Annotated in this window: 12 protein-coding genes; 5 read left to right on the top strand and 7 right to left on the bottom strand. The window is 70.7% G+C overall.

Annotated elements, in window-relative coordinates; translation table 11 throughout:
- The first annotated feature begins 130 nt into the window (after positions 1 to 130).
- Positions 131 to 1,447, top strand: coding sequence for a Glu/Leu/Phe/Val dehydrogenase dimerization domain-containing protein (locus tag ACSU1G_RS23460; RefSeq protein WP_439282434.1), 1,317 nt, complete (start codon positions 131 to 133; stop codon positions 1,445 to 1,447).
- Here the strand turns inward: ACSU1G_RS23460 and ACSU1G_RS23455 are convergent.
- Together ACSU1G_RS23455 and ACSU1G_RS23450 are read right to left on the bottom strand one after the other, a co-directional pair.
- Positions 1,444 to 2,301 carry a maleate cis-trans isomerase family protein gene (locus tag ACSU1G_RS23455; RefSeq protein ID WP_439282433.1) on the bottom strand — a complete coding sequence of 286 codons (858 nt, stop codon included), beginning with the start codon at positions 2,299 to 2,301 and terminating at the stop codon, positions 1,444 to 1,446. The genes ACSU1G_RS23460 and ACSU1G_RS23455 overlap by 4 nt on opposite strands.
- Complete coding sequence (locus tag ACSU1G_RS23450) at positions 2,298 to 3,092, bottom strand: maleate cis-trans isomerase family protein (protein ID WP_439282432.1); 795 nt, start codon at positions 3,090 to 3,092, stop codon at positions 2,298 to 2,300. The genes ACSU1G_RS23455 and ACSU1G_RS23450 overlap by 4 nt, the downstream gene beginning before the upstream one ends.
- A gap of 231 nt (positions 3,093 to 3,323) precedes the next feature.
- Here ACSU1G_RS23450 and ACSU1G_RS23445 point away from each other — a divergent pair, with 231 nt between their 5' ends.
- Positions 3,324 to 4,700: an amidase gene (locus ACSU1G_RS23445; RefSeq protein ID WP_439282431.1), complete on the top strand. Its 1,377-nt coding sequence runs from the start codon at positions 3,324 to 3,326 to the stop codon at positions 4,698 to 4,700.
- A 13-nt stretch (positions 4,701 to 4,713) separates the two neighbouring features.
- Here the strand turns inward: ACSU1G_RS23445 and ACSU1G_RS23440 are convergent, their stop codons facing one another.
- Together ACSU1G_RS23440 and ACSU1G_RS23435 are read right to left on the bottom strand one after the other, a co-directional pair.
- The gene (locus tag ACSU1G_RS23440) at positions 4,714 to 5,241 is read right to left on the bottom strand and encodes a DUF3830 family protein (protein WP_439282430.1); all 528 of its coding nucleotides are present in this window, start codon (positions 5,239 to 5,241) and stop codon (positions 4,714 to 4,716) included.
- Between the two features lie 77 nt (positions 5,242 to 5,318).
- Complete coding sequence (locus ACSU1G_RS23435; protein ID WP_439282429.1) at positions 5,319 to 6,584, bottom strand: aspartate aminotransferase family protein; 1,266 nt, start codon at positions 6,582 to 6,584, stop codon at positions 5,319 to 5,321.
- Between the two features lie 137 nt (positions 6,585 to 6,721).
- On the opposite strand from ACSU1G_RS23435, the gene ACSU1G_RS23430 reads away from it, so the two are divergent.
- Positions 6,722 to 8,218, top strand: a complete 1,497-nt coding sequence (locus ACSU1G_RS23430) for an NAD-dependent succinate-semialdehyde dehydrogenase (protein ID WP_439282428.1) — start codon at positions 6,722 to 6,724, stop codon at positions 8,216 to 8,218.
- 45 nt (positions 8,219 to 8,263) lie between these two features.
- On the opposite strand, the gene ACSU1G_RS23425 is transcribed toward ACSU1G_RS23430, so the two are convergent.
- Complete coding sequence (locus ACSU1G_RS23425; protein WP_439282427.1) at positions 8,264 to 9,463, bottom strand: ADP-ribosylglycohydrolase family protein; 1,200 nt, start codon at positions 9,461 to 9,463, stop codon at positions 8,264 to 8,266.
- Between the two features lie 90 nt (positions 9,464 to 9,553).
- Here ACSU1G_RS23425 and ACSU1G_RS23420 point away from each other — a divergent pair, with 90 nt between their 5' ends.
- Both ACSU1G_RS23420 and ACSU1G_RS23415 read left to right on the top strand, forming a co-directional pair.
- Positions 9,554 to 10,828: an exonuclease SbcCD subunit D gene (locus ACSU1G_RS23420; protein ID WP_439282426.1), complete on the top strand. Its 1,275-nt coding sequence runs from the start codon at positions 9,554 to 9,556 to the stop codon at positions 10,826 to 10,828.
- Positions 10,825 to 14,094, top strand: coding sequence for an AAA family ATPase (locus ACSU1G_RS23415; protein ID WP_439282425.1), 3,270 nt, complete (start codon positions 10,825 to 10,827; stop codon positions 14,092 to 14,094). Before ACSU1G_RS23420 ends, ACSU1G_RS23415 begins: the two co-directional genes overlap by 4 nt.
- Before the next feature lie 3 nt (positions 14,095 to 14,097).
- Here ACSU1G_RS23415 and ACSU1G_RS23410 read toward each other — a convergent pair whose 3' ends face one another.
- Both ACSU1G_RS23410 and ACSU1G_RS23405 read right to left on the bottom strand, forming a co-directional pair.
- A complete protein-coding gene (locus tag ACSU1G_RS23410; protein WP_439282665.1) occupies positions 14,098 to 17,391 on the bottom strand; it encodes an efflux RND transporter permease subunit in 3,294 nt (1,097 codons plus the stop codon).
- A 25-nt stretch (positions 17,392 to 17,416) separates the two neighbouring features.
- On the bottom strand, positions 17,417 to 18,901 hold the full coding sequence (locus ACSU1G_RS23405; RefSeq protein WP_439282424.1) for a malate:quinone oxidoreductase: 1,485 nt from the start codon (positions 18,899 to 18,901) through the stop codon (positions 17,417 to 17,419).

The following is an 18,901-nucleotide window of genomic DNA, read 5'->3' as shown; positions in this document are numbered from 1 at the left end:
CAGGAACAGTCGATGGACGCCGGGGCCCACTACGTCCACGCTGGGAGTACACCGGACGCAACGATGCGGACCGATCTCAAGGACGAACCGCTGAGGCGGACGAACCACATAGACGCTGGAGGTGGCGGGCATGACACTGACCCACAATCCCGGAGACGGTCAGGTGCCGCTCGGCACCGGCCTCGCCCCAGATAGCGGCACCGGTACCGTTCCCGATACCAGCACTGTTCCCGGCGCCGGCACTGTTCCCCGCACCGACCCCTACACGCGCAGCGACCCCTTCGACCGCCCACCCGAGCACGAGGTGGCCTGGACGGATCCTGTCACCGGTGCTCAGGGATGGTTGGTCGTACACACCCTCGTCGGCGGGCTGGCCACCGGAGGCACCCGCATGCGCGCGGGATGCACGCGGGACGAGGTCGCAGACCTGGCCCGTTGCATGGCCACGAAGACCGCTGCCTTCGGCCTCCCCGTGGGGGGTGCCAAGGCCGGCCTGGACGTGGACCCCCGGTCTCCGGGGGCCCTCGACGTCCTGGAGCGGTTCTTCTCGGACCTGCGCCCGTGGCTTGAGCACTCCTGGGTCACCGCCGAGGACCTCGGAGTGGCCCAGTCGGACCTGGACGCGGTCTTCGCCCGTCTGGGCCTGGACCAGTCCTTCCATGCGGCGATGCTGCGCTCGCCGGATCCGGCCGCCACCCTGGAGCGCGTCCGCGCCGGACTGGTGGCGCAGGACGGGGACGGACTGCCGCTGGGCGACGTGATCGGCGGTTACGGCGTGGCCCAGGCCTGCCTGGCGGTGGCGACAACCCTCGGATCGGACCCCGCGGACACCACGGTGGCCATCCAGGGAATCGGCACCATGGGCGGCGGGGCCGCGTGGTACCTGCATGAGGCCGGCGTCCGGGTCACGGCGATCGCCGACGCCGCCGGCACCCTGTTCCGGCCCCGCGGACTGGACATCCCCGCGCTGCTGGCCGCCCGCGACCACTTCGGTGAGATCGACCGGGCTGCCGTCCCGGCCGACGTCGAGATCCTGCCCCGGGACGCCGTCCTCGCGGTCCCCGTGGACATCCTGGTCCCCGCTGCCGTCTCCTACGCGCTGCGCGAGGAATCGGTGGCGGACATCGCGGCCCGCGTGGTGGTCGAGGCCGCGAATTCACCCACGACGCCGGCCGCGGAGGAACGGCTGGCGGTGCGCGGCATTCCGGTGGTCCCGGATTTCGTCGCCAATGCGGGGGCCGCAGCCTGGGCCTGGTGGCTGCTGCAGGGGCAGGTGGGGACGGACCCACAGGACTCCTTCGACCGCCTCCGCACGGAGATGCAGGGCAAGGTGGCGTTCATGATGGACGCCTGGCAGACCGATCGGCTCATCCCGCGGCGCAGTGCCTGGGGCTTTGCGGCCGCCAACCTGGAGGCGCTCGCAGGCCGCGAGATCACGATCCCCTAAACCGACCGGGTGCCGTCGAAGAGCGTCCCCCATCCGGGGATGGCCGTGGCGGGCCCGGCGAACCCGGCAAGCTGCAGCCCGTACCAGAGGGTCACCTGGTTGGCCGTGAGGACGGGCTTGCCCAGCCGGGCCTCCAGCGCACCCACCACGTCCATGGTGTGCATGGCCGTGTCCGGGATGAGCAGGGCACCGGCTTCCGCTTCATCGTTCCGGATGGCGAGATCCATGACCTGCTCGGCCGTGAGCCTGCCGACGCCTGCCGCGGTCTCGATCCCTGCGCTTCCCAGGGCCTCCACCCGGATGCCCGAGGCCAGCAGGTAGTCGGAGAAGAGCTGTGCCACCTCCGCCGGGTAGCTGGCCGCCACCGCCACCCGGTCGATGCCGAGCGCAGCCAGGGCGGCGACGAACGCCTGCGAGGTGCTGGCCGCAGGCACTCCGGCCACGCCCTCCAACTGTTCCGCCTGCCGCCGGACCCCCTCGTGGCCGAAGACGAAACTCCCGGAGGTGCAGGCCCACATCACGGCATCCAGCCCGCCGGGACCCTCCCGTGCCAGCAGGCGTCGGGCCCCGTCCGCCAGCCGGTCCGGACTGCCCAGATCCATCAGCTCGGGAACCGCATGCAGATCCGTTCCGTAGATGTGCTCGACCGGCAGGTGCACCCCGAGCCGCTCGGCCGCCGCGGGGTACTCGTCCTCGGCGGCATGGTCCGGATAGATGACCCCGACGGTGGTCGGCCGGGTGGTCGGACGGGTGGTCGGCCGAGTGGTCGGTCGAGTGATCGCCCGGCGGGACTGCGCGGCGGGCGGTGGGGCCGGCCGGCGGCTGGTGGGCGTGCTGCTGGATGGGGTGTTCATGGCGGTCCTTCCCGGAAGACTCCGGCCAGCCCGCGCCCGGGACCGACCATGGGCAGTCCCATCCGGCCCAGGCAGGCCCAGATGGTGAGTTGATTGGCCGTCAGGACGGGTTTGCCCAGCCGGCGTTCCAGCGGCTCGATGATGTCGTAGGTCGGCAGGTTGGTGCAGGAGACGAACACCGCCTCGGCCTCGGGGGTGTCCGCGGCCAGGATGAGCTCCGCCACCGTGCGGTAGTTGACCCGCCAGATCCCCCCGCCCAGGCCCAGGTAGTTGCTCCGGGGCACCTCGACCCCGAGCTCCCCGAGGAACCCCACCAACCGGTCCGTCAGGTCGGCGTCGTAGGGGGTGATCACGGAGATCCGCTGCAGGCCGAGCGCCCGCACGGCCTCCGCCAGCGCTCCGGAGGTGGTGACCGCATCCGGTGCCCCGGCCTCCAGGATCGATTGCCGGAGCCCGGCCTCGTGGGCCAGACCGTGGATGAAGCTGCCGGAGGTGCACAGGTAGGCCACCACCTCCGGATCGACTCCGAGCACGTCACGCGTGGCCGCCTGGACATGCCGCCTCCCCGAGACCAGCTCGGCCATCTCCAGGCTGACCGGCACCGGCTCGAAGGGGGTCCGCGCCAGATGCAGGCTCACGTCCAGGGGCGTCCACCGCCACAGCTCCCGTTCCAAGGCCAGGTCGAAGGGCGCGATGATGCCGATGCCGCGTTGCACCACGGGTCCGTCGAACGCGTGGTCGCTCAGGGCCATCCGGTTCAGGTCAGCGCCGGTCGGATCCACCGCAAGCACCCCGCCTTCTCGCCTGGTGCCGGTCCACCGGATACTCCGGCGCGGGGATGCGCGCGGCCATCGTGGAGGGTCTGCTGAATGATAGGGGCTGTGCCGGTCTGCCGACCATGGTCTGCCCACGCCGCACCGCGCCCCTTCCATCCCCGCAGATCAACCGCCCATAATGCGGGGACGCGATCGGTGGCGAACCGGGCGCGCAACCGTGAAATGCCGTCGATTCGGGAGGTTCAGATGGACCCCACGCAGATGTCCGCCGTTGAGCTCGTGGCCGCCTACGCAAGCCGGGAGTTGTCCCCCGTCGAGGCCACCACGGCCATCCTGGACCGCATCGGCGAGATCGACTCTGGGGAGTCGGGGCTGGGTGCCTACTGCCTCGTGGATGCGGACGCGGCCCTGACCCAGGCGAGGCGGTCGGAGTCCCGGTGGCGGGATGACCATCCCCAGGGTCTGCTGGACGGGGTCCCGGTCTCCATCAAGGACATCTTCCTGACGGACGGCTGGCCCACCCTGCGCGGTTCCCAGGCCATCGACCCCGATCAGCCATGGGTCGTCGATTCCCCCGTGGCCGCCCGGTTGCGCGCGGACGGCATGGTCTTCCTGGGCAAGACCACCACCCCGGAGCTGGCGTGGAAGGCCGTCACGGACAGCCCGCTGCACGGCATCACCCGCAACCCCGTGGACCCGCGGTTGACCGCGGGTGGCTCTTCGGGAGGTTCGGCCGCTGCGGTGGCCGCCGGTATGGGGCCGGTCTCCGTGGGGACCGACGGCGGCGGGAGCGTCCGCATCCCGGCCTCCTTCTGCGGGATCGTGGGTTTCAAGCCGACCCACGGAAGGATCCCGTTGTTCCCCGCCAGCCCCTTCGGGCCCCTGGCCCACGCCGGTCCCATGACCCGCACGGTGGAGGACGCCGCCCTGATGATGGACATCCTGGCCTTGCCGGACCACCGCGACCCGACGACCCTGGCCCCACCCCAGCGCACCTTCCGGGGCGAGTTGAACCGGGAGGTGACCGGACTACACGTGGCCTACTCGCGGGACCTCGGCTACGCGCACGTGGACGGCGAGGTGGCCGCCGTCGTGGAGGCGGCGGTCCGGCGCATCGATGCGGCAGGCCTGCACGTCACCGAGGCCGATCCCGGATTGACCGATCCGCTCGAGGCCTTCGAGCTGCTCTGGGCAGCCGGTGCCGCCACCCTGCTGGATTCCATGCCGGGGGCCCGGGCGACGGTTGATCCGGGTCTCGGCCGGGTGTGGGACCTCGGGGAGGGGTACAGCGCCGTGGAGTTCCTGCAGGCCCGCAACGTGGCCGCCCAGGTCGGGATCACCATGGGGGCCTTCCACGAGGAGCACAACCTGTTGCTCACCCCCACCGTCGGGATCCCCGCCTTCGAGGCCGGCCACGACGTTCCACCGGGCAGCGGGCTGCAGCGGTGGCCACAGTGGGCCTCGTTCAGCTTCCCGTTCAACCTCTCGCAACAGCCCGCCCTCAGCCTTCCCGTGGGCACCACGGCGGACGGACGCCCCGTCGGCCTGCAGATCGTGGGTCCGCGGCATTCCGACGACCTCGTACTGGCTGCCGGCCGGTTCATCGAGCGGCTGTTCACCTGACCTGCGCGCCCGCTCAGTCGCGCTCCCAGACCAGCCGTTCCCCGGCGAAGCCGTGGCGCCACAGGTCGTTGCAGGCCGCCGCCATCTCGACCAGCCCCTCCACGACGGTGCCGAACACGTTGCCCGGGACCCAGCCGACGTCGCCGTTGAGCAACAGGTTGTTGCGGTCGTAGAACAGGGCCAGGTCGGTGGCACCCTGAGCGTGGTGCGCCGCGGTCCCCGCCTCATAGCCGTAGGCCGGGTTGCCGATCTCCCACGGTTCGAAATCGAAGAGGCACACGTCCCCGGGGATCGGCGTGACGGTCGGGTTCTCCCGCCGTGGCGCCTCCGGGATCCGGGGGACCAGGGTGTAGACCTCGTTGCGCGCGAACTTCGCGTGATAGGCGTCCCCGGCCAGAGGCAGGGCCTGCCACACGGCCGCACAGGTGGCCGGGGCGAGGTCGTCGAGCAACCGGACCCGGCAGGAGGTCCCGCGGGTGGTCAGGCTCAGCCTCAGATGCCTCGCCCCCCGGTCCGGTCCCGGGTCTGACGCGTCACTCAACGCTCGTCCATCCCGCATCGGCCGGTCCTGTCTCTCATCGGTCCTGTCTCTTATCGGCCCGTCTCTCATCGGTCCGGCTAGATCTCTGCGAGCACGGAGGACCAGATGGCCAGTCCCTCGTCGATCTCCTCGGCGGTGACCACCAGCGGGGGGATCATCCGCACCACGTTCATGTACGCCCCGCAGGTCAGCATCAGCAGGCCCTTGTCCGCGGCCACGGTCAGGGCGGCCTTCGCACGGTCCGGATCCGGGGCGCCGTCTGCCGTGGTGAACTCGCTGCCGATCATCAGCCCCAGCCCACGGACGTCACCGATGCCGTGTCCGGCACCGCTCCCGGACCCACCGTCCGCAGCGGCCCGGGCACCCGCCAGCAGTTGGGCACCACGCTGTGCCGCATTCTGGACGAGGGATTCCTCCTCGATCACCTGCAGGGTGGCGACGGCGGCCGCACAGGAGACGGCGTTGGCACCGTAGGTGCCCCCTTGAGACCCCGGCCAAGCCCTCGACATCAGTTCTTCGGAGGCGGCGATCCCGGACAGGGGGAACCCGGAGGCGATCCCCTTGGCGATGGTGATGACGTCCGGTTGGACCTCGAAGTGCTGGTGCCCGAAGTAGCGGCCCGTGCGGCCGAATCCCGTCTGGATCTCATCCATCACGAGCAGGATGCCGTGCCGGTCGGCGCGTTCGCGCAGGCCGGCGAAGAACTCCGTGTTGCCGGGGATGTAGCCGCCCTCTCCGAGGACCGGCTCCACGATGAAGGCGGCCGTCTCCTGGGGTGAGGTCACGGTGGCGAAGAGGTAGTCCAGCTCCTTTAGGGCGAAGGCGGTGGCCTCCTCCTCGCTCCAGCCGTAGCGGTAGGCCGTGGGGAAGGGGGCCACATGCACCCCGGACATCAGCGGGCTGAACCCGGCGGAGAACCGGGTTCCGGAGGTGGTCATCGTGGCGGCCGCCACCGTCCGACCATGGAAGCCGCCGTGGAACACCACCACGTTCGGCCGGCCCGTGGCCTGGCGCACCAGGCGGAGGGCGGCCTCTACGGCCTCACTGCCGGAGTTGGCGAAGAACAGGGAGTCGAGGGATGGAGGCAGGACGCCCTCCAGCCGTTCGATGAGTTCCTTCAGCGGGCGGTGCATGACGGTCGTGTACTGGCCGTGGATCAGGGAGCCGACCTGCTCCTGGGCCGCCGCGACCACGCGCGGGTGGCAGTGGCCGGTGCTGACCACCCCGATGCCGGCGGTGAAATCCAGGTAGCGACGCCCCTCGGCGTCGAAGAGGCAACTGCCCCGTCCGTGGTCCACCGTCACATCGGTGGCCTGTTTGAGCTGGGGTGACAACGCGGTCATCGTGGGGGCCTCCCATGCTGAGGTGCTGTTCGGGTGTCCGGGTTCTGGTCTGGTGCTCTGGTGCTGGCCGCCATTGGCTGTTGACAGTACTTCTACGATGGGCTGACCGGCAAGGATCCACTAGGCGGGAGTTCATCATGAGCCAGTCCACGCACCAGCCCTCGAGCCAGCCCTCGCACCGACCGGATAGGGAATCAGCGGCCATCGCCTCCGTGCCCACCGGACTCTTCGCCGGCGGGAGGTGGGTCTCCACCGAACGGCAGCTGGCCGTCTATGATCCGTCCACGGGTCAGGTCCTCACCGAGGTGGCCGATGCCAGCCCCGAGGAGGCCGCCGCCACCCTGGACGCCGCCGCGGCCGCGCAGCCGTCCTGGGCCGCGACCCCACCCCGGGAACGCAGTGAGATCCTCACCAGGGCCTACCGGATCATGGTCGAGGAGTCCGAGCGGCTGGCCCTGATCATGACGCTGGAGATGGGCAAACCGCTGGCCGAGGCTCGTGGTGAGGTGGCCTACGCGGCCGAGTTCTTCCGTTGGTTCGCCGAGGAGGCCGTGAGGATCGACGGCGGTTACATGACGGCGCCCGCGGGCGACTCACGGTTCCTCGTGGCCAAAGAACCCGTGGGGCCGTGCCTGCTCATCACGCCGTGGAACTTCCCACTGGCCATGGGCACCCGGAAGATCGGCCCGGCGCTCGCCGCCGGGTGCACCTCTGTCATCAAGCCGGCCTCCCACACCCCGCTGTCCATCCTCGCGCTCGCGGAGGTACTCGAGCGGGCAGGGGTGCCGGACGGAGTGGTGAACGTGGTCACCACGAGCCGCAGCAATGACGTGATGACCCCGCTCATCCTCGATTCGCGCTCCCGCAAGCTCTCCTTCACCGGGTCCACCGAGGTCGGCAAGTCGCTGCTGGAGTTGGCGGCGAAGACCGTCATGCGGACCTCCATGGAGCTGGGGGGCAACGCCCCGTTCCTGGTCTTCGAGGATGCCGACCTGGACGCCGCCGTGGAAGGGGCCCTGGCCGCCAAGATGCGCAACATCGGCCAGGCCTGCACCGCCGCCAACCGCATCCTCGTCCAACGCCCCGTGGCGGAGGAGTTCGCCGAACGCCTCACCCGGCGCATGGCCGGGTTGCCGCTGGGACGCGGGGTGGAGGACGGCGTGGTGGTGGGGCCACTCATCAACGCCGGGGCGGTGGACAAGGTCATCGAACTCGTGGGAGACGCGGTCGGGCGTGGGGCCGAGGTGCGACTCGGCGGCGAGCGGATCGAGGGCCCCGGGCACTTCTACCCGGCCACGGTGCTGATGGGCGTCCCAGCGGATGCCGAACTCTGCAGCACCGAGATCTTCGGTCCGGTGGCCGCGATCTCCACGTTCGAGACCGAGGAGGAGGCCGTGGCGATCGCCAATGACACCCCCTACGGGCTGGTCTCCTACCTGTTCACCACGGACCTGGCCCGGGGATTCAGGGTCAGCCACGCACTGGAGGCCGGCATGGTCGGACTCAACCGCGGGGTGGTGTCCAACCCCGCCGCCCCCTTCGGCGGTGTGAAGGAGTCCGGGGTGGGACGTGAGGGTGGCTTCAGCGGGATCGACGAATTCCTGGAGACCAAGTACATCAGCATGGGACTGTGACCGCTGACGGGCTGAGGCCGGTGATGGCCGTCAGCTTCACGGCCATCAGCTCGTGGCGGCGGTCCACCGCTGAGCCGCCTCCGCGATGACCTCCCGCTCGCCGATCCACGCCGGCACGGCGCCGTCCGGGAAGACCTCCATCCCGTAGCGGGCGCCCAGCAGTTGACCCGTCAGGGAGGCGGTGGAATCAGAATCGCCGCCGTGGTTGACGGCCAGGTGCAGCGCAGCACGGAAGTGGGTGGTGGGCTGCGTGGCCTCGCCGCCGGTCACCAGGACGGCGTAGACCGCCACCGCCAGCGCCTCCTCGGCGACCCACCCCTCACCCAGTTCCGCGGGCAGGGTCCCCGGCAGCGGTGCCGGGCCCTCCGCGGACCCGTCCGCCGGCCCGGCCAGCTCGATCGCCGCGCGGACCGCGGCGGCCGTGCCGCCGTCGTCGGGCACGGTCACCAGCCAGTCCAGCGCCTCCGTGACGGCCTCTGCGAAACCCCGGCCCGCCATGAGCCGCGAGACCATCAGGGCGAAGGCGGCCGCGGCCGTCCAGGCCGCCGGATGCCCGTGCGTGAGCACGGCGCCCTGGCGGGCGAGCGAGACCACCAGGTGATCCTCGAGACCCGGCACCATGCCGTAGGGGGCCGAACGCATCACCGTGCCACAGCCCTTGGAGTCCGGGTTCTGCGGCTGGCGCGGCAGACCCATGTCCTTCGCGGACAGCCCGGACAGGCAGGCGTTGCCGGGGGCACGCCGCACCTGCAGCTCCGGGTGGGCGTCCAGCCAGCGGGTGGGAGGCGGCGGGGCGCCCTCGGGGATCTGACCGGTCTGGGTGCGGTACCAGCGCAGGCAGGACAGCCACACGCTGGCGGCGGGATCGGCCATGGTTCCCTCATTGGCCCATTCGATCCAGTCCAGCAGCCCGTCCAGGACGAACAGGGTCAGCTGCGTGTCGTCGCTGACCGGGATGGTCCCCCCGTCGCGGATCGCGGGCACCTGGAGGGGGTGGGCCACACCGGCATCCCCGTAGTCGGCACGGATCTGATCCAGGGAGGAGAACTCCACGGTGTAGCCGAGGGCGTCCCCGGCGGCGCCGCCGGCCAGCAGCCCCAGAACCCTGGAGGCATAACCGGGCCCCCCGGAAGGGGCGGAATCGGTGGCGGGACCGGCAGCGGCGGAGGGCCCGGAAAGGGGTGAACCGGCGCCAGCTGGACCGGAGGGTGTGGCAGCGGCGGACGGCGCGGGGGAGTCGCTCATGTACTCCATAGTAGGGATGGTTCAGATGCCCTCGTGGCGAACTGTGGACAACGGCTTAATGTGTCCCGGCCGCCGGATAGCGTGGGTGGCATGTTGATCCTGCACACCTCTGACTGGCACCTGGGCCGGTCGTTCCACGGCACCGGCATGCTCCAGGCCCAGCGCGAGGTCCTGGACCAGATGGTGGCCACCGTCCGTGAGCGCGGCGTGGACCTCGTCCTGGTGGCCGGCGACGTCTACGACCGGGCGCTGCCTGCCGCGGACGCCGTCGAGCTGCTGGACGCCGCCCTGGCGGACTTCGTGGCCGCCGGAGCCCGCGTGGTGCTGACCAGCGGGAACCACGATTCGGCCATCCGTCTGGGTTTCGGCGGCCACCTGATGGAGAAAGCGGGGGTGCACGTGCGCACGCGGATGGACAGCATCAGCACGCCGGTGGTGTTTCCGGACCCGGATGGCGGCTCGGTCGCGGTCTACGGGATCCCCTACCTCGAACCGCGGCATGCAGGTCAGGTCTGGGAGGTGGCGCCCCAGCACCCGGCCGTCACCGCCGAGGCCGTGCGACGCATCCGTCAGGACGCCGCGGAACGCTTCGGCGGGTCAGACGGAGGGCCAGACGGCTCGGTCGACGGCGCAGGCGGGTCCCCTGGACCAGGCCGCCGGGACACGGCGATCGTGGTCATGGCCCATCTCTTCGCCGCCGGGGGAGCCGGCTCGGACAGCGAGCGGGACATCGGCGCCGAACGGCCGGCGGAGTCCGGCGCCGGAGATCTGGTGGTCGGCACCTTGGGCCAGGTGCCCGTCACCGTGTTCGAGGGGCTGGACTACACCGCCCTGGGCCACCTCCATGGGCGGCAACGGATGGCCGAGTCCGTGCGGTACTCGGGATCTCCACTGGCCTATTCGTTCTCCGAGGCGAACCACACCAAGGGTGGCTGGCTCGTCAGCACGGCCCACGGGACGGTCACTGAGGTGGAATCGGTGGACTTCTCGGCCGGACGGCGGCTGGCCGTGCTGCGAGGCCGGATCGATGACCTGCTCGAGCATGAGGGCCATGCCTGGGCCGAGGACCGTTGGTGCCAGATCACCGTGACGGATCCGGTGCGTCCACCCCAGGCCTACCGCCGGCTGAAGGAGCGGTTCGAGGGGCTGCTGAACTTCGTCCTGGACCCGGAGGGCGTCCCCGCCACCGCGCCCTCCACCTACGCGGCCCGGCTGGCGGCAGCCACCACCGACCTGGAGGTCTGCACGGGTTTCGTGGAGCACGTCCGGCAGCGTCCGGCCAGCGAGTCCGAGACCGAGCTGCTGGGGTCCGCGCTGCAGGAGAGTCGGCGCCGGGTCGAACAGGGCGAGGGGAGCGCGGCGTGAGGATCCACCGGATCGAGCTGAACGGTTTCGGCCCCTTCGCCGGCCGGGAGACCGTTGATTTCACCACGCTCAATGAGGCCGGGCTCTTCCTGCTCGACGGGCCCACGGGCGCGGGCAAGTCGACCGTGCTCGCGGGGATCTGCTTCGCCCTCTACGGCACCGTCCCCGGGGGGCGTAGCCCGGAGTCACTGGCCAGCACGCAGTCACCCGTGGGGACACGGCCCGAGGTCCTGCTGGACTTCACCATCCGGTCCCGCCGCTTCGAGGTGCTCAGATGGCCCCGCTTCCGACGCGTCGCCAAGCGTCAGCGCAAGGAGCACGACGGTGTGTCCCTCACCGAGGAGAAGGCGGGCGCCGTCCTGCGTGAACAACGGGACGGCCAGTGGGTGGAGCTGTCCGTCCGGGCGGACGAGATCGGACAGCTGCTGCGTGCGGAGCTTTCCCTGGACGCCCAGCAGTTCATGCGGGTGGTGTTGCTGCCGCAGGGGGAGTTCGCCCACTTCCTGCGCGCGGACTCCAAGGAGAAGGAGACGCTGCTCCGCACGCTCTTCGGCACCGGCCGCTTCGACGGGGTCGAGGCGTCCCTTGCGGACCGGCTCAAGGCCGTGGGGCAGTCCGTCCAACGTGACCGTGACCAGGTGGAGGCCGCCCGTCAGGACCTGCGCTTCGCCGTGCAGGAGACCCTGGGGGAACAGTGGTGGCGTCCGGCCGTGGGTGCGGCGGAGGACTGCGAGACAGGCCGAGAGACAGATAGCACGACAGACAGCAGGACAGACAGTAGGACTGGCAGTACGGTAGCCGGTGACGGGAACGGCACGTGCGGGGAAGAACCCCCGCCGGAGGCCTGGCCGGATGCCGAACTGGTCCAACGGACCCTCGCGGCGGTGGTGGCGGCCGTGGACGCGGGAGCCGTGGAACGCCAGCAGGCGGCGGCCGCCCTGCAGGGTGCCCAGGAGGCCGTGGAGCAGCTGACCCGCCGCCAGCAGGACCTGCGGGCGGCCGAGGGATGGCAGTCCCGTTCCACGCTCCACGAGCAGCGGCGGGAGCAGGCGGCGGCGGACCGCGTGGCGGTGGAGCGTCATCGGGAGGCGGTGCCGCTGCAGCGGCGGGCGGTGGAGTCGGCGGCCGCGCAGGAGGCCTTCACGGAGTCCCGGCAGTCCGTGGAGCAGGCGGTCGAGTACGCCCTCAGCCATCCCCTGTGTGCGCAGTGGGACCGTCTGGGTGCCACCGGGGACACCCCTGAGCAGGCCACGGCGACCGCGGCAGTGCCCACCCCAGAGCCCGCGGAGGCATCCGCCGCGGGAGTCCTCGGGGCATCCGCCACGGGTGTGTTCGCAGCCCGGTTCGATGGACTGCGGCAACGAGCCGAGAGGGACCTGGACCGGCTGGCCGACCGCGAGGAGGATGCCGCGGCCCTGGTCGTGGCGGAGACGGACCTCGCGCGGCTGCAGGCGGACATCTCGCGGTGGACGCTCCAGGTCCGGACCGAGGAGGACGAGCGGTTACGGCTGGCCGGGGTCCACCGTGGCCTGCAACAGCGGGTGGAGGACCTGACGGCGCCGGCCGCCGGCCTGGAGGCGGCACAGCAGGGCCGAGACCGGGCGACGGCGCGGTGGGAGGCCGCTGTGGCCCATGACCGGGACGGTCGCCTGCTCGCGGAGGCGGAGGACCTGTTGCGAGCGGCCACGGACGGGGCCCAGGCCGCCGTGGATGCGTGGCAGCGGGTGGTGGAACAGCGCTTGGCGGGGGCAGCGTCTCTGCTGGCGGGTGAGCTGGAGAGCGGCTCGCCCTGCCAGGTCTGTGGTTCCGTGGAGCACCCGGCCCCAGCGGCCCCGGGCGGTGCCGAGATCTCCGCCGAGGCCCAGGAATCGGCCCGTCAGGAGATGGAGGTCCATTCGGGGCGGCGGCGTCAGGCGGAGGAGGCGGTGTCTACTGCACGGAGCACCGCCGAGGCCAGCCGGGTGGGGTCCGGCGGGCTCACGCCGGAGGCCGCGGAGCAGGCGAGCAACCAGGCCCGGGACGAGGTGGCCACCGCCCGGAAGGCCACCGAGGACCTGGCACTGACCCGGAGCGCCGTGACGCAGAACGAACAGGACCAACAGGACCGTGCGGCGGCGGCCCAGACAGCCCGCGGAGAGCTGGCCGGTGCACAGGCCCGGCTCACCACCACGGAGCAGACCGTCCAGCGGCTCCGCCAGGCCGTGGTCCGGGCGCTGGGAGAGCACGACGACCTGGCCTCAGTACGCCGGGAACTGGAGGAGGCCAAGGCTCGTGTGGAAGCGGTGCAGGCTGCCGTGCACCAGGAGGTCACCCGACGCACCGTGGCCGCCCAGGCCCGCGAACAACTGGCCGATGACCTCGCGGCCAGCTCGTTCACCTCGGTGGACCAGCTGCGTGCCGCGCTCCTTCCCGGCGACCAGGAGGACCAGCGGGGCACCGCACTGCGGGACTGGGACCGGGAGGAGGCAGCCCTCACAGAATTGGCCGCCAGCGAGGCCGTGGTCCGTGGCCGTGCGCTGATCGAGCGTGGGACCACCCCGCCGTCGGAGGCTGAGCTCGCAGCCCGGGCGGAAGCGGTCCAGGACGCTGCGCGGCGGCGGGACACCGCGGCAGAGGTCTCCGGAGCCCTGGAATCGCTGCACCGGCTCGTGACACGGCAGACCGGGGTGCTCACCGAGGTGGCCGAACGATCCGCCTCCCAGCTCGCCGTCTACGAGGAGACGGAGAGCCTGCTCCGACTGGTCCGTGGGGCGGGGGAGAACTCCTACAAGATGACGTTGGGCAGTTACGTCCTGGCCGGGCGGTTGGAGGAGGTCGTGGCCGCCGCCACCGAGCGTCTCCTGGGCATGACCCAGGGGCGCTACGAGTTGCGCCATGACGACTCAGCGCGGGGCCGGGGCGTCCGCGGCCTGGACATCACGGTCCTCGACCGGTTCACCGAGGATGAGCGGGCGGCTGCCACCCTGTCCGGCGGGGAGACCTTCATGGCCTCACTCGCACTGGCACTGGGACTGGCAGACACCGTCCAGGCCGAGGCCGGCGGCATCGACATGGACACCCTCTTCGTGGACGAGGGCTTCGGCTCCCTGGACTCGGAGACCCTGGCGGACGTCATGGACGTGCTGGACGGACTGCAGGCCGGCGGGCGAACCATCGGGATCGTCAGCCACGTGGAGAGGATGAAGCAGGACATCGGCTACCGGCTCGAGGTGCAGAAGACCAAGCAGGGCTCCCACCTGCAGGTCCGGGTACCGGACCCGGCCTGACCGCTATCCGGTGGTGGTGGTGGTGGTGATGGTGGTGGCGGTGCGGGCACGGCGCCGTTCGGCCCGACCCTCGAGAAGCCGATACAGCACCGGCACGAGGATCAGGGTCAGCAGGGTCGAGGACACCAGCCCGCCGACCACCACGATGGCCAGCGGCTGGGAGATGAAACCGCCCTGCCCGGTGAGTCCCAGAGCCATCGGGGTCAGGGCCAGGATGGTGGCCAGCGCGGTCATCACGATCGGGCGCAGACGGTGCAGGGCGCCGTGTTCCAGTGCCGTGGCCAGCGTGTAGCCGGGCCGCCGCCGGTACTGGTTGATCAGGTCGATCAACACGATCGCGTTCGTCACCACGATCCCGACGAGCATCAGCATGCCGATCAGGGAGGGCAGGCCCAGGGAGGTACCGGTGGCCAGCAGCAGCAGGATGGCTCCGGTCGCGGCGAAGGGGATCGAGATCAGCAGGATGAGCGGCTGCAGCAGGGACTTGAAGGTGGCCACCATGATGACGTAGACGATCGCCACGGCGGCGAGCAGTGCCAGGAACAGGTCGTTGAAGGTCTGCTCCTGCTGCGTGGCTGCCCCGCCCAACTCGGCTGCTGTCCCCTCCGGTAGGTCCACGCCCTCCAGGGCGGTCCCGACGGCGGCCGAGACGGCACCGAGATCGTCTCCGGACGGTGTCACGGAGACCACGGCGATGCGATCCGAGTTCGACGACGTCACCGAGGAGCGCACCTCCTGCTGGGAGACGTCAGCCAGCTCCGCCAAGGCCACCGGCCCGCGGGCCGTCATGACCTGGACCTCGCGCAGTTCGTCGAGCGTGGTGATCTGCGCCGGTTCGCCGATCAGCACGGGGTAGTCGGTGTAGTCGATGCGCACGGATCCGGAGGGTACCGGGTTGAGTGCCGCCGCGGCCTGGCCGGCCACAGCCTCCTCACTCAGTCCGTGCTCGGCGGCGGCCAACGAGTCGACGTCCACCTGGAGCGTGGGGCGCACCGCGGCGAGGTCCGAGGTGACCTCACCCGCCCCCTCGATCCCGGTCATGGACTGCACCACGGCCTCGGTGGCCTGTTCCAGCAGTGCCGGGGAAGGGGCCGAGACCTCGACCTGGACGTCCGAGGACATCCCCATGCCGCTGGCCGTGGACAGTGCGACCTCACCGGCGCCCTCCAGACCGGCCAACCGGGTGCGGGCCTGCTCCTGCAGGGTCACCTGATCCACCGCGGCGTCCGTCAGGACGGTGAACGTGGCCTCATCAGAACTCCCGGCCATCCCGGGGATGAAGCCGGCGGATCCGGCGGTCCACTGCACGTCCTGGACGCCGTCGAGGTCCACGAGGACCGCCTCCACCAGGCCGGCGGCCCGGGAGGTCTCCTCCAGTGAGGAGCCGGGCTGCTGTGTGGCGGTGACGGTGAAGGTGTTCTGTCCCGTGTCTCCCAGCAGGTTGGTGGGCACCAGGGGGATCAGCGCCACGGTGCCGGCCAGGAGGGCGCCCGCCGCCACCAGGGTGAGGGCGGGGCGGCGCTGGGTGCCACGGAGCACCGGGAGGTAGAGGCGCTGCAGGGTGCCGCGCGCGATCCCCGGCCCAACCTCGGACTGGCCGGCGACGCCCGGCACCGACTCGGCCGGCACCGACTGCACCGACGCCGATTCCGCAGGCACCGATTCGGCCAGCACCGGTTCGTCCAGCGCCGGTTCGGCCGGCACCGGCTCGGCGTGGCGTCCCCGCCGGCGGGACTGCGCGCGTTCCACCGAACGTCCCAGGAACCACCAGGACAGCACGGGCACGATCGTCAGGGCGACCAGCAGTGAGGCCAGGAGGGCGATGGTCATGGTGATGGCGAAGGGCCGGAAGAGCTCACCGGCCATGCCTCCCACGAGGGCGATCGGGGCGAACACGGCCACCGAGGTGAGGGTCGATGCGGTGATGGCGGTGGCCACCTCGCCCGTGCCCGTCAGGATGGCGGTGCGCTTGTCCTGACCCAGGGAGAGGTGGCGCTTGATGTTCTCGACCACCACGATCGAGTCGTCCACCACGCGGCCGATCGAGATGGTCAGGGCACCGAGGGTCAGCATGTTCAGCGAATAGTCCGAGACGCGCATGCCGATGAACGTCACCAACAGGGACAGCGGGATCGAGATGGCGGTGACGAGGGTGGACCGCACGGAGGCCAGGAAGGCGAGGATCACCACCACCGCGAACAGCAGTCCCAGAAGTCCCTCGACGGCCAGGGTGCTGATGGACTCCTCGATGAACGGGGCCTGGTCGAACACCACCGTGATCTCGGTGGCACCGGCCGTCTCGCCCAGCTGTTCCTGCAGCTGGGGGATCAGCGCGTTGATGGCGTGGGACAGGCTCACCGTGTCCGCGTCCGGGGTCTTGGTCACGGACAGCCCGAGGGTGTCCACCCCGTTGGTCCGCGTCACGGAGGTGGCCTCACCGTCACGGATCACGACGTCGGCCACCTCGCCCAGGCGCACCGGCCCGGTGGCACTGGACGCGCCGTCCCCGGCACCGCCCACCGCAGCATCGGCATCCTCGGCATCATCCGCGGGGACGAGTGGCACGTCGGAGACATCCTCGAGGGATTCGACGGGTGCCCCGGCCTGCACGGGCAGCGTGAGAGTCCCCTCCGTGATCTGGCCGATGGGGAACAGTCCCACGTTCTCCTCGAGCGCGGTGGTGATGTCACCGGCGTTCAGGCCTGCGGCGGCCAGCGCCTCGTCATCGGGCAGGACCGCGATGTGCTGGTCGGTGCCTCCGGTCACCGATGCGGCGCGGACGCCGTCGAGCTTCTGCAACCGGGGCACCGCGAGCCGCTCGACCTCCGAGCGCAACTCGTTCAGGCCGACGTCGGGGTCCGGGGAACCCACCGCCATGAAGACCACCGGGAAGTCCGAGACGGACCCGGCGAACGAGGTCGTCTCGGTGCCGTCGGGCAGGCGGGAGGAGACGTTGGCCACAGCTCGGTCCACCTGGGCGCGTGCCCGGTTGAGGTCCGTGCCGTACTCGAAGCGCAGGGCGATGGTGTTCAGGCCCGTGGTGGAGGTGGAGCTCGAGGACTCGAGACCTTCCACGGCCTGCAGCGCCGTCTCCAGCGGCTCACCGACCTGCCGGTCCACGACGTCGGGGGAGGCCCCCTGCATGACCGAGCTGACGGAGACGACCGGCAACTCGAGGGAGGGGATCAGCTCCTGTTTGAGCTGACCGACCATCAGCAGCCCGAAGACCGCCGTCAGGACGGTGACGAGGGCGATGAGTGCCCTGTTGGCCAGGGAGAAACGTGCCAGGGAACCCATCGCCCAGGTGTGGCCGGCCGGCCGGTCAGGCCAGCTTGAGGGCGGCAGCAGTGGCTTGTTCAACCTCGTTCATCAGGGTTCGGTCCTGATTGAGGTGGCGGCCCAGGGACGGGATCATCTCCTGCAGCTTCGGACGCCACCCATCCATCTTCGCGGGGAAGCACTTCTCCAACAGGTCCACCATGATCGGGGCGGCGGTCGAGGCACCGGGGGAGGCACCGAGCAGGGCGCCGATCGATCCGTCCGCAGCCGTGACGACCTCGGTACCGAACTGCAGCACGCCACCCTTCTTCGGATCCTTCTTCATGACCTGCACGCGCTGGCCGGCCGTGATCATCTCCCAGTCGCCGCCGTCGGCCAGGGGGTAGAAGTCCTGCAGGGCCTCTACCTTCTTGGACTGGCTCTTGAGGACCTCGCTGACGAGGTACTTGACCAGGCCGAAGTTGTCCTTGGCCACATTGAGCATGGGCAACAGGTTGTGGGGGCGGACCGAGAGCGGCAGGTCCAGGTAGGAGCCGGACTTCAGGAAGTTCGAGGAGAACCCGCCGTAGGGCCCGAACAGCAGCGAGCGGCGTCCGTCCACGAACCGAGTGTCCAGGTGCGGCACGGACATCGGCGGGGCGCCGACCGAGGCCTGGCCGTAGACCTTGGCCATGTGCTGGTTGACGATGGTCTCGTCCGTGCACTTGAGGAACTGGCCCGAGACCGGGAAGCCGCCGAAGCCCTTGGACTCGGGGATGCCGGAGGACTGCAGCAGGTGCAGGGCGCCACCGCCGGCGCCGAGGAAGACGAAGCGGGCGCGTGCGGTGGTGGACTCGCCGGCGGCCTTGTTCTTGACCTTGAGCTCCCAGCGGCCGTCCGTGCCCCGGTCCACCGAGGTGACCTGGTGGCCGAAGCGCACATCCACCCCGGAGTTGGCCAGGTTCGTGGTCAGCTGGCGGGTCAGGGACCCGAAGTCCACGTCCGTGCCGTTGGTCTGGCGGGAGGCCGCCAGGCGCTTCCCGTCCTGCCGGCCGTTGATCAACAGCGGGGCCCACTCGCGGATGGTGTCCGCGTCCTCCGAGTACTCCATGGTCTCGAACAGCGGCTGCGCGCTGAGCGAGGCGTGGCGGGTCTTGAGGTAGTCGGCGTGGTCGTCGCCCCAGACGAAGCTCATGTGGGGCAGGGGGTTGATGAAGGTCTTCGGATCGCCGATCTTGCCCTCGTTGACCAGGTAGGACCAGAACTGGCGGGACACCTGGAACCGCTCGTTGATACCCACGGCCTTGGTCGCATCGACGGTGCCGTCGGCGCCGAGGGGTGAGTAGTTGAGCTCGCACAGGGCGGCGTGTCCGGTGCCGGCGTTGTTCCAGGGATCAGAGGCCTCGAGGCCGGCCTGGTTCAGGTTCTCGAAGAGCGCGATGGACCAATCCGGCTGCAGCTGCTGCAGGAAGGTCCCCAGCGTGGCGCTCATGATGCCACCCCCCACCAGGACAACGTCGTAGGTGGTTGCGGCAGACTGCTGGGTCAC

The organism is Microbacterium sp. A93, from assembly GCF_051842835.1.
Note: the sequence above shows the minus strand (reverse complement) of the source record. Positions and strands in the feature narration are given on the sequence as shown.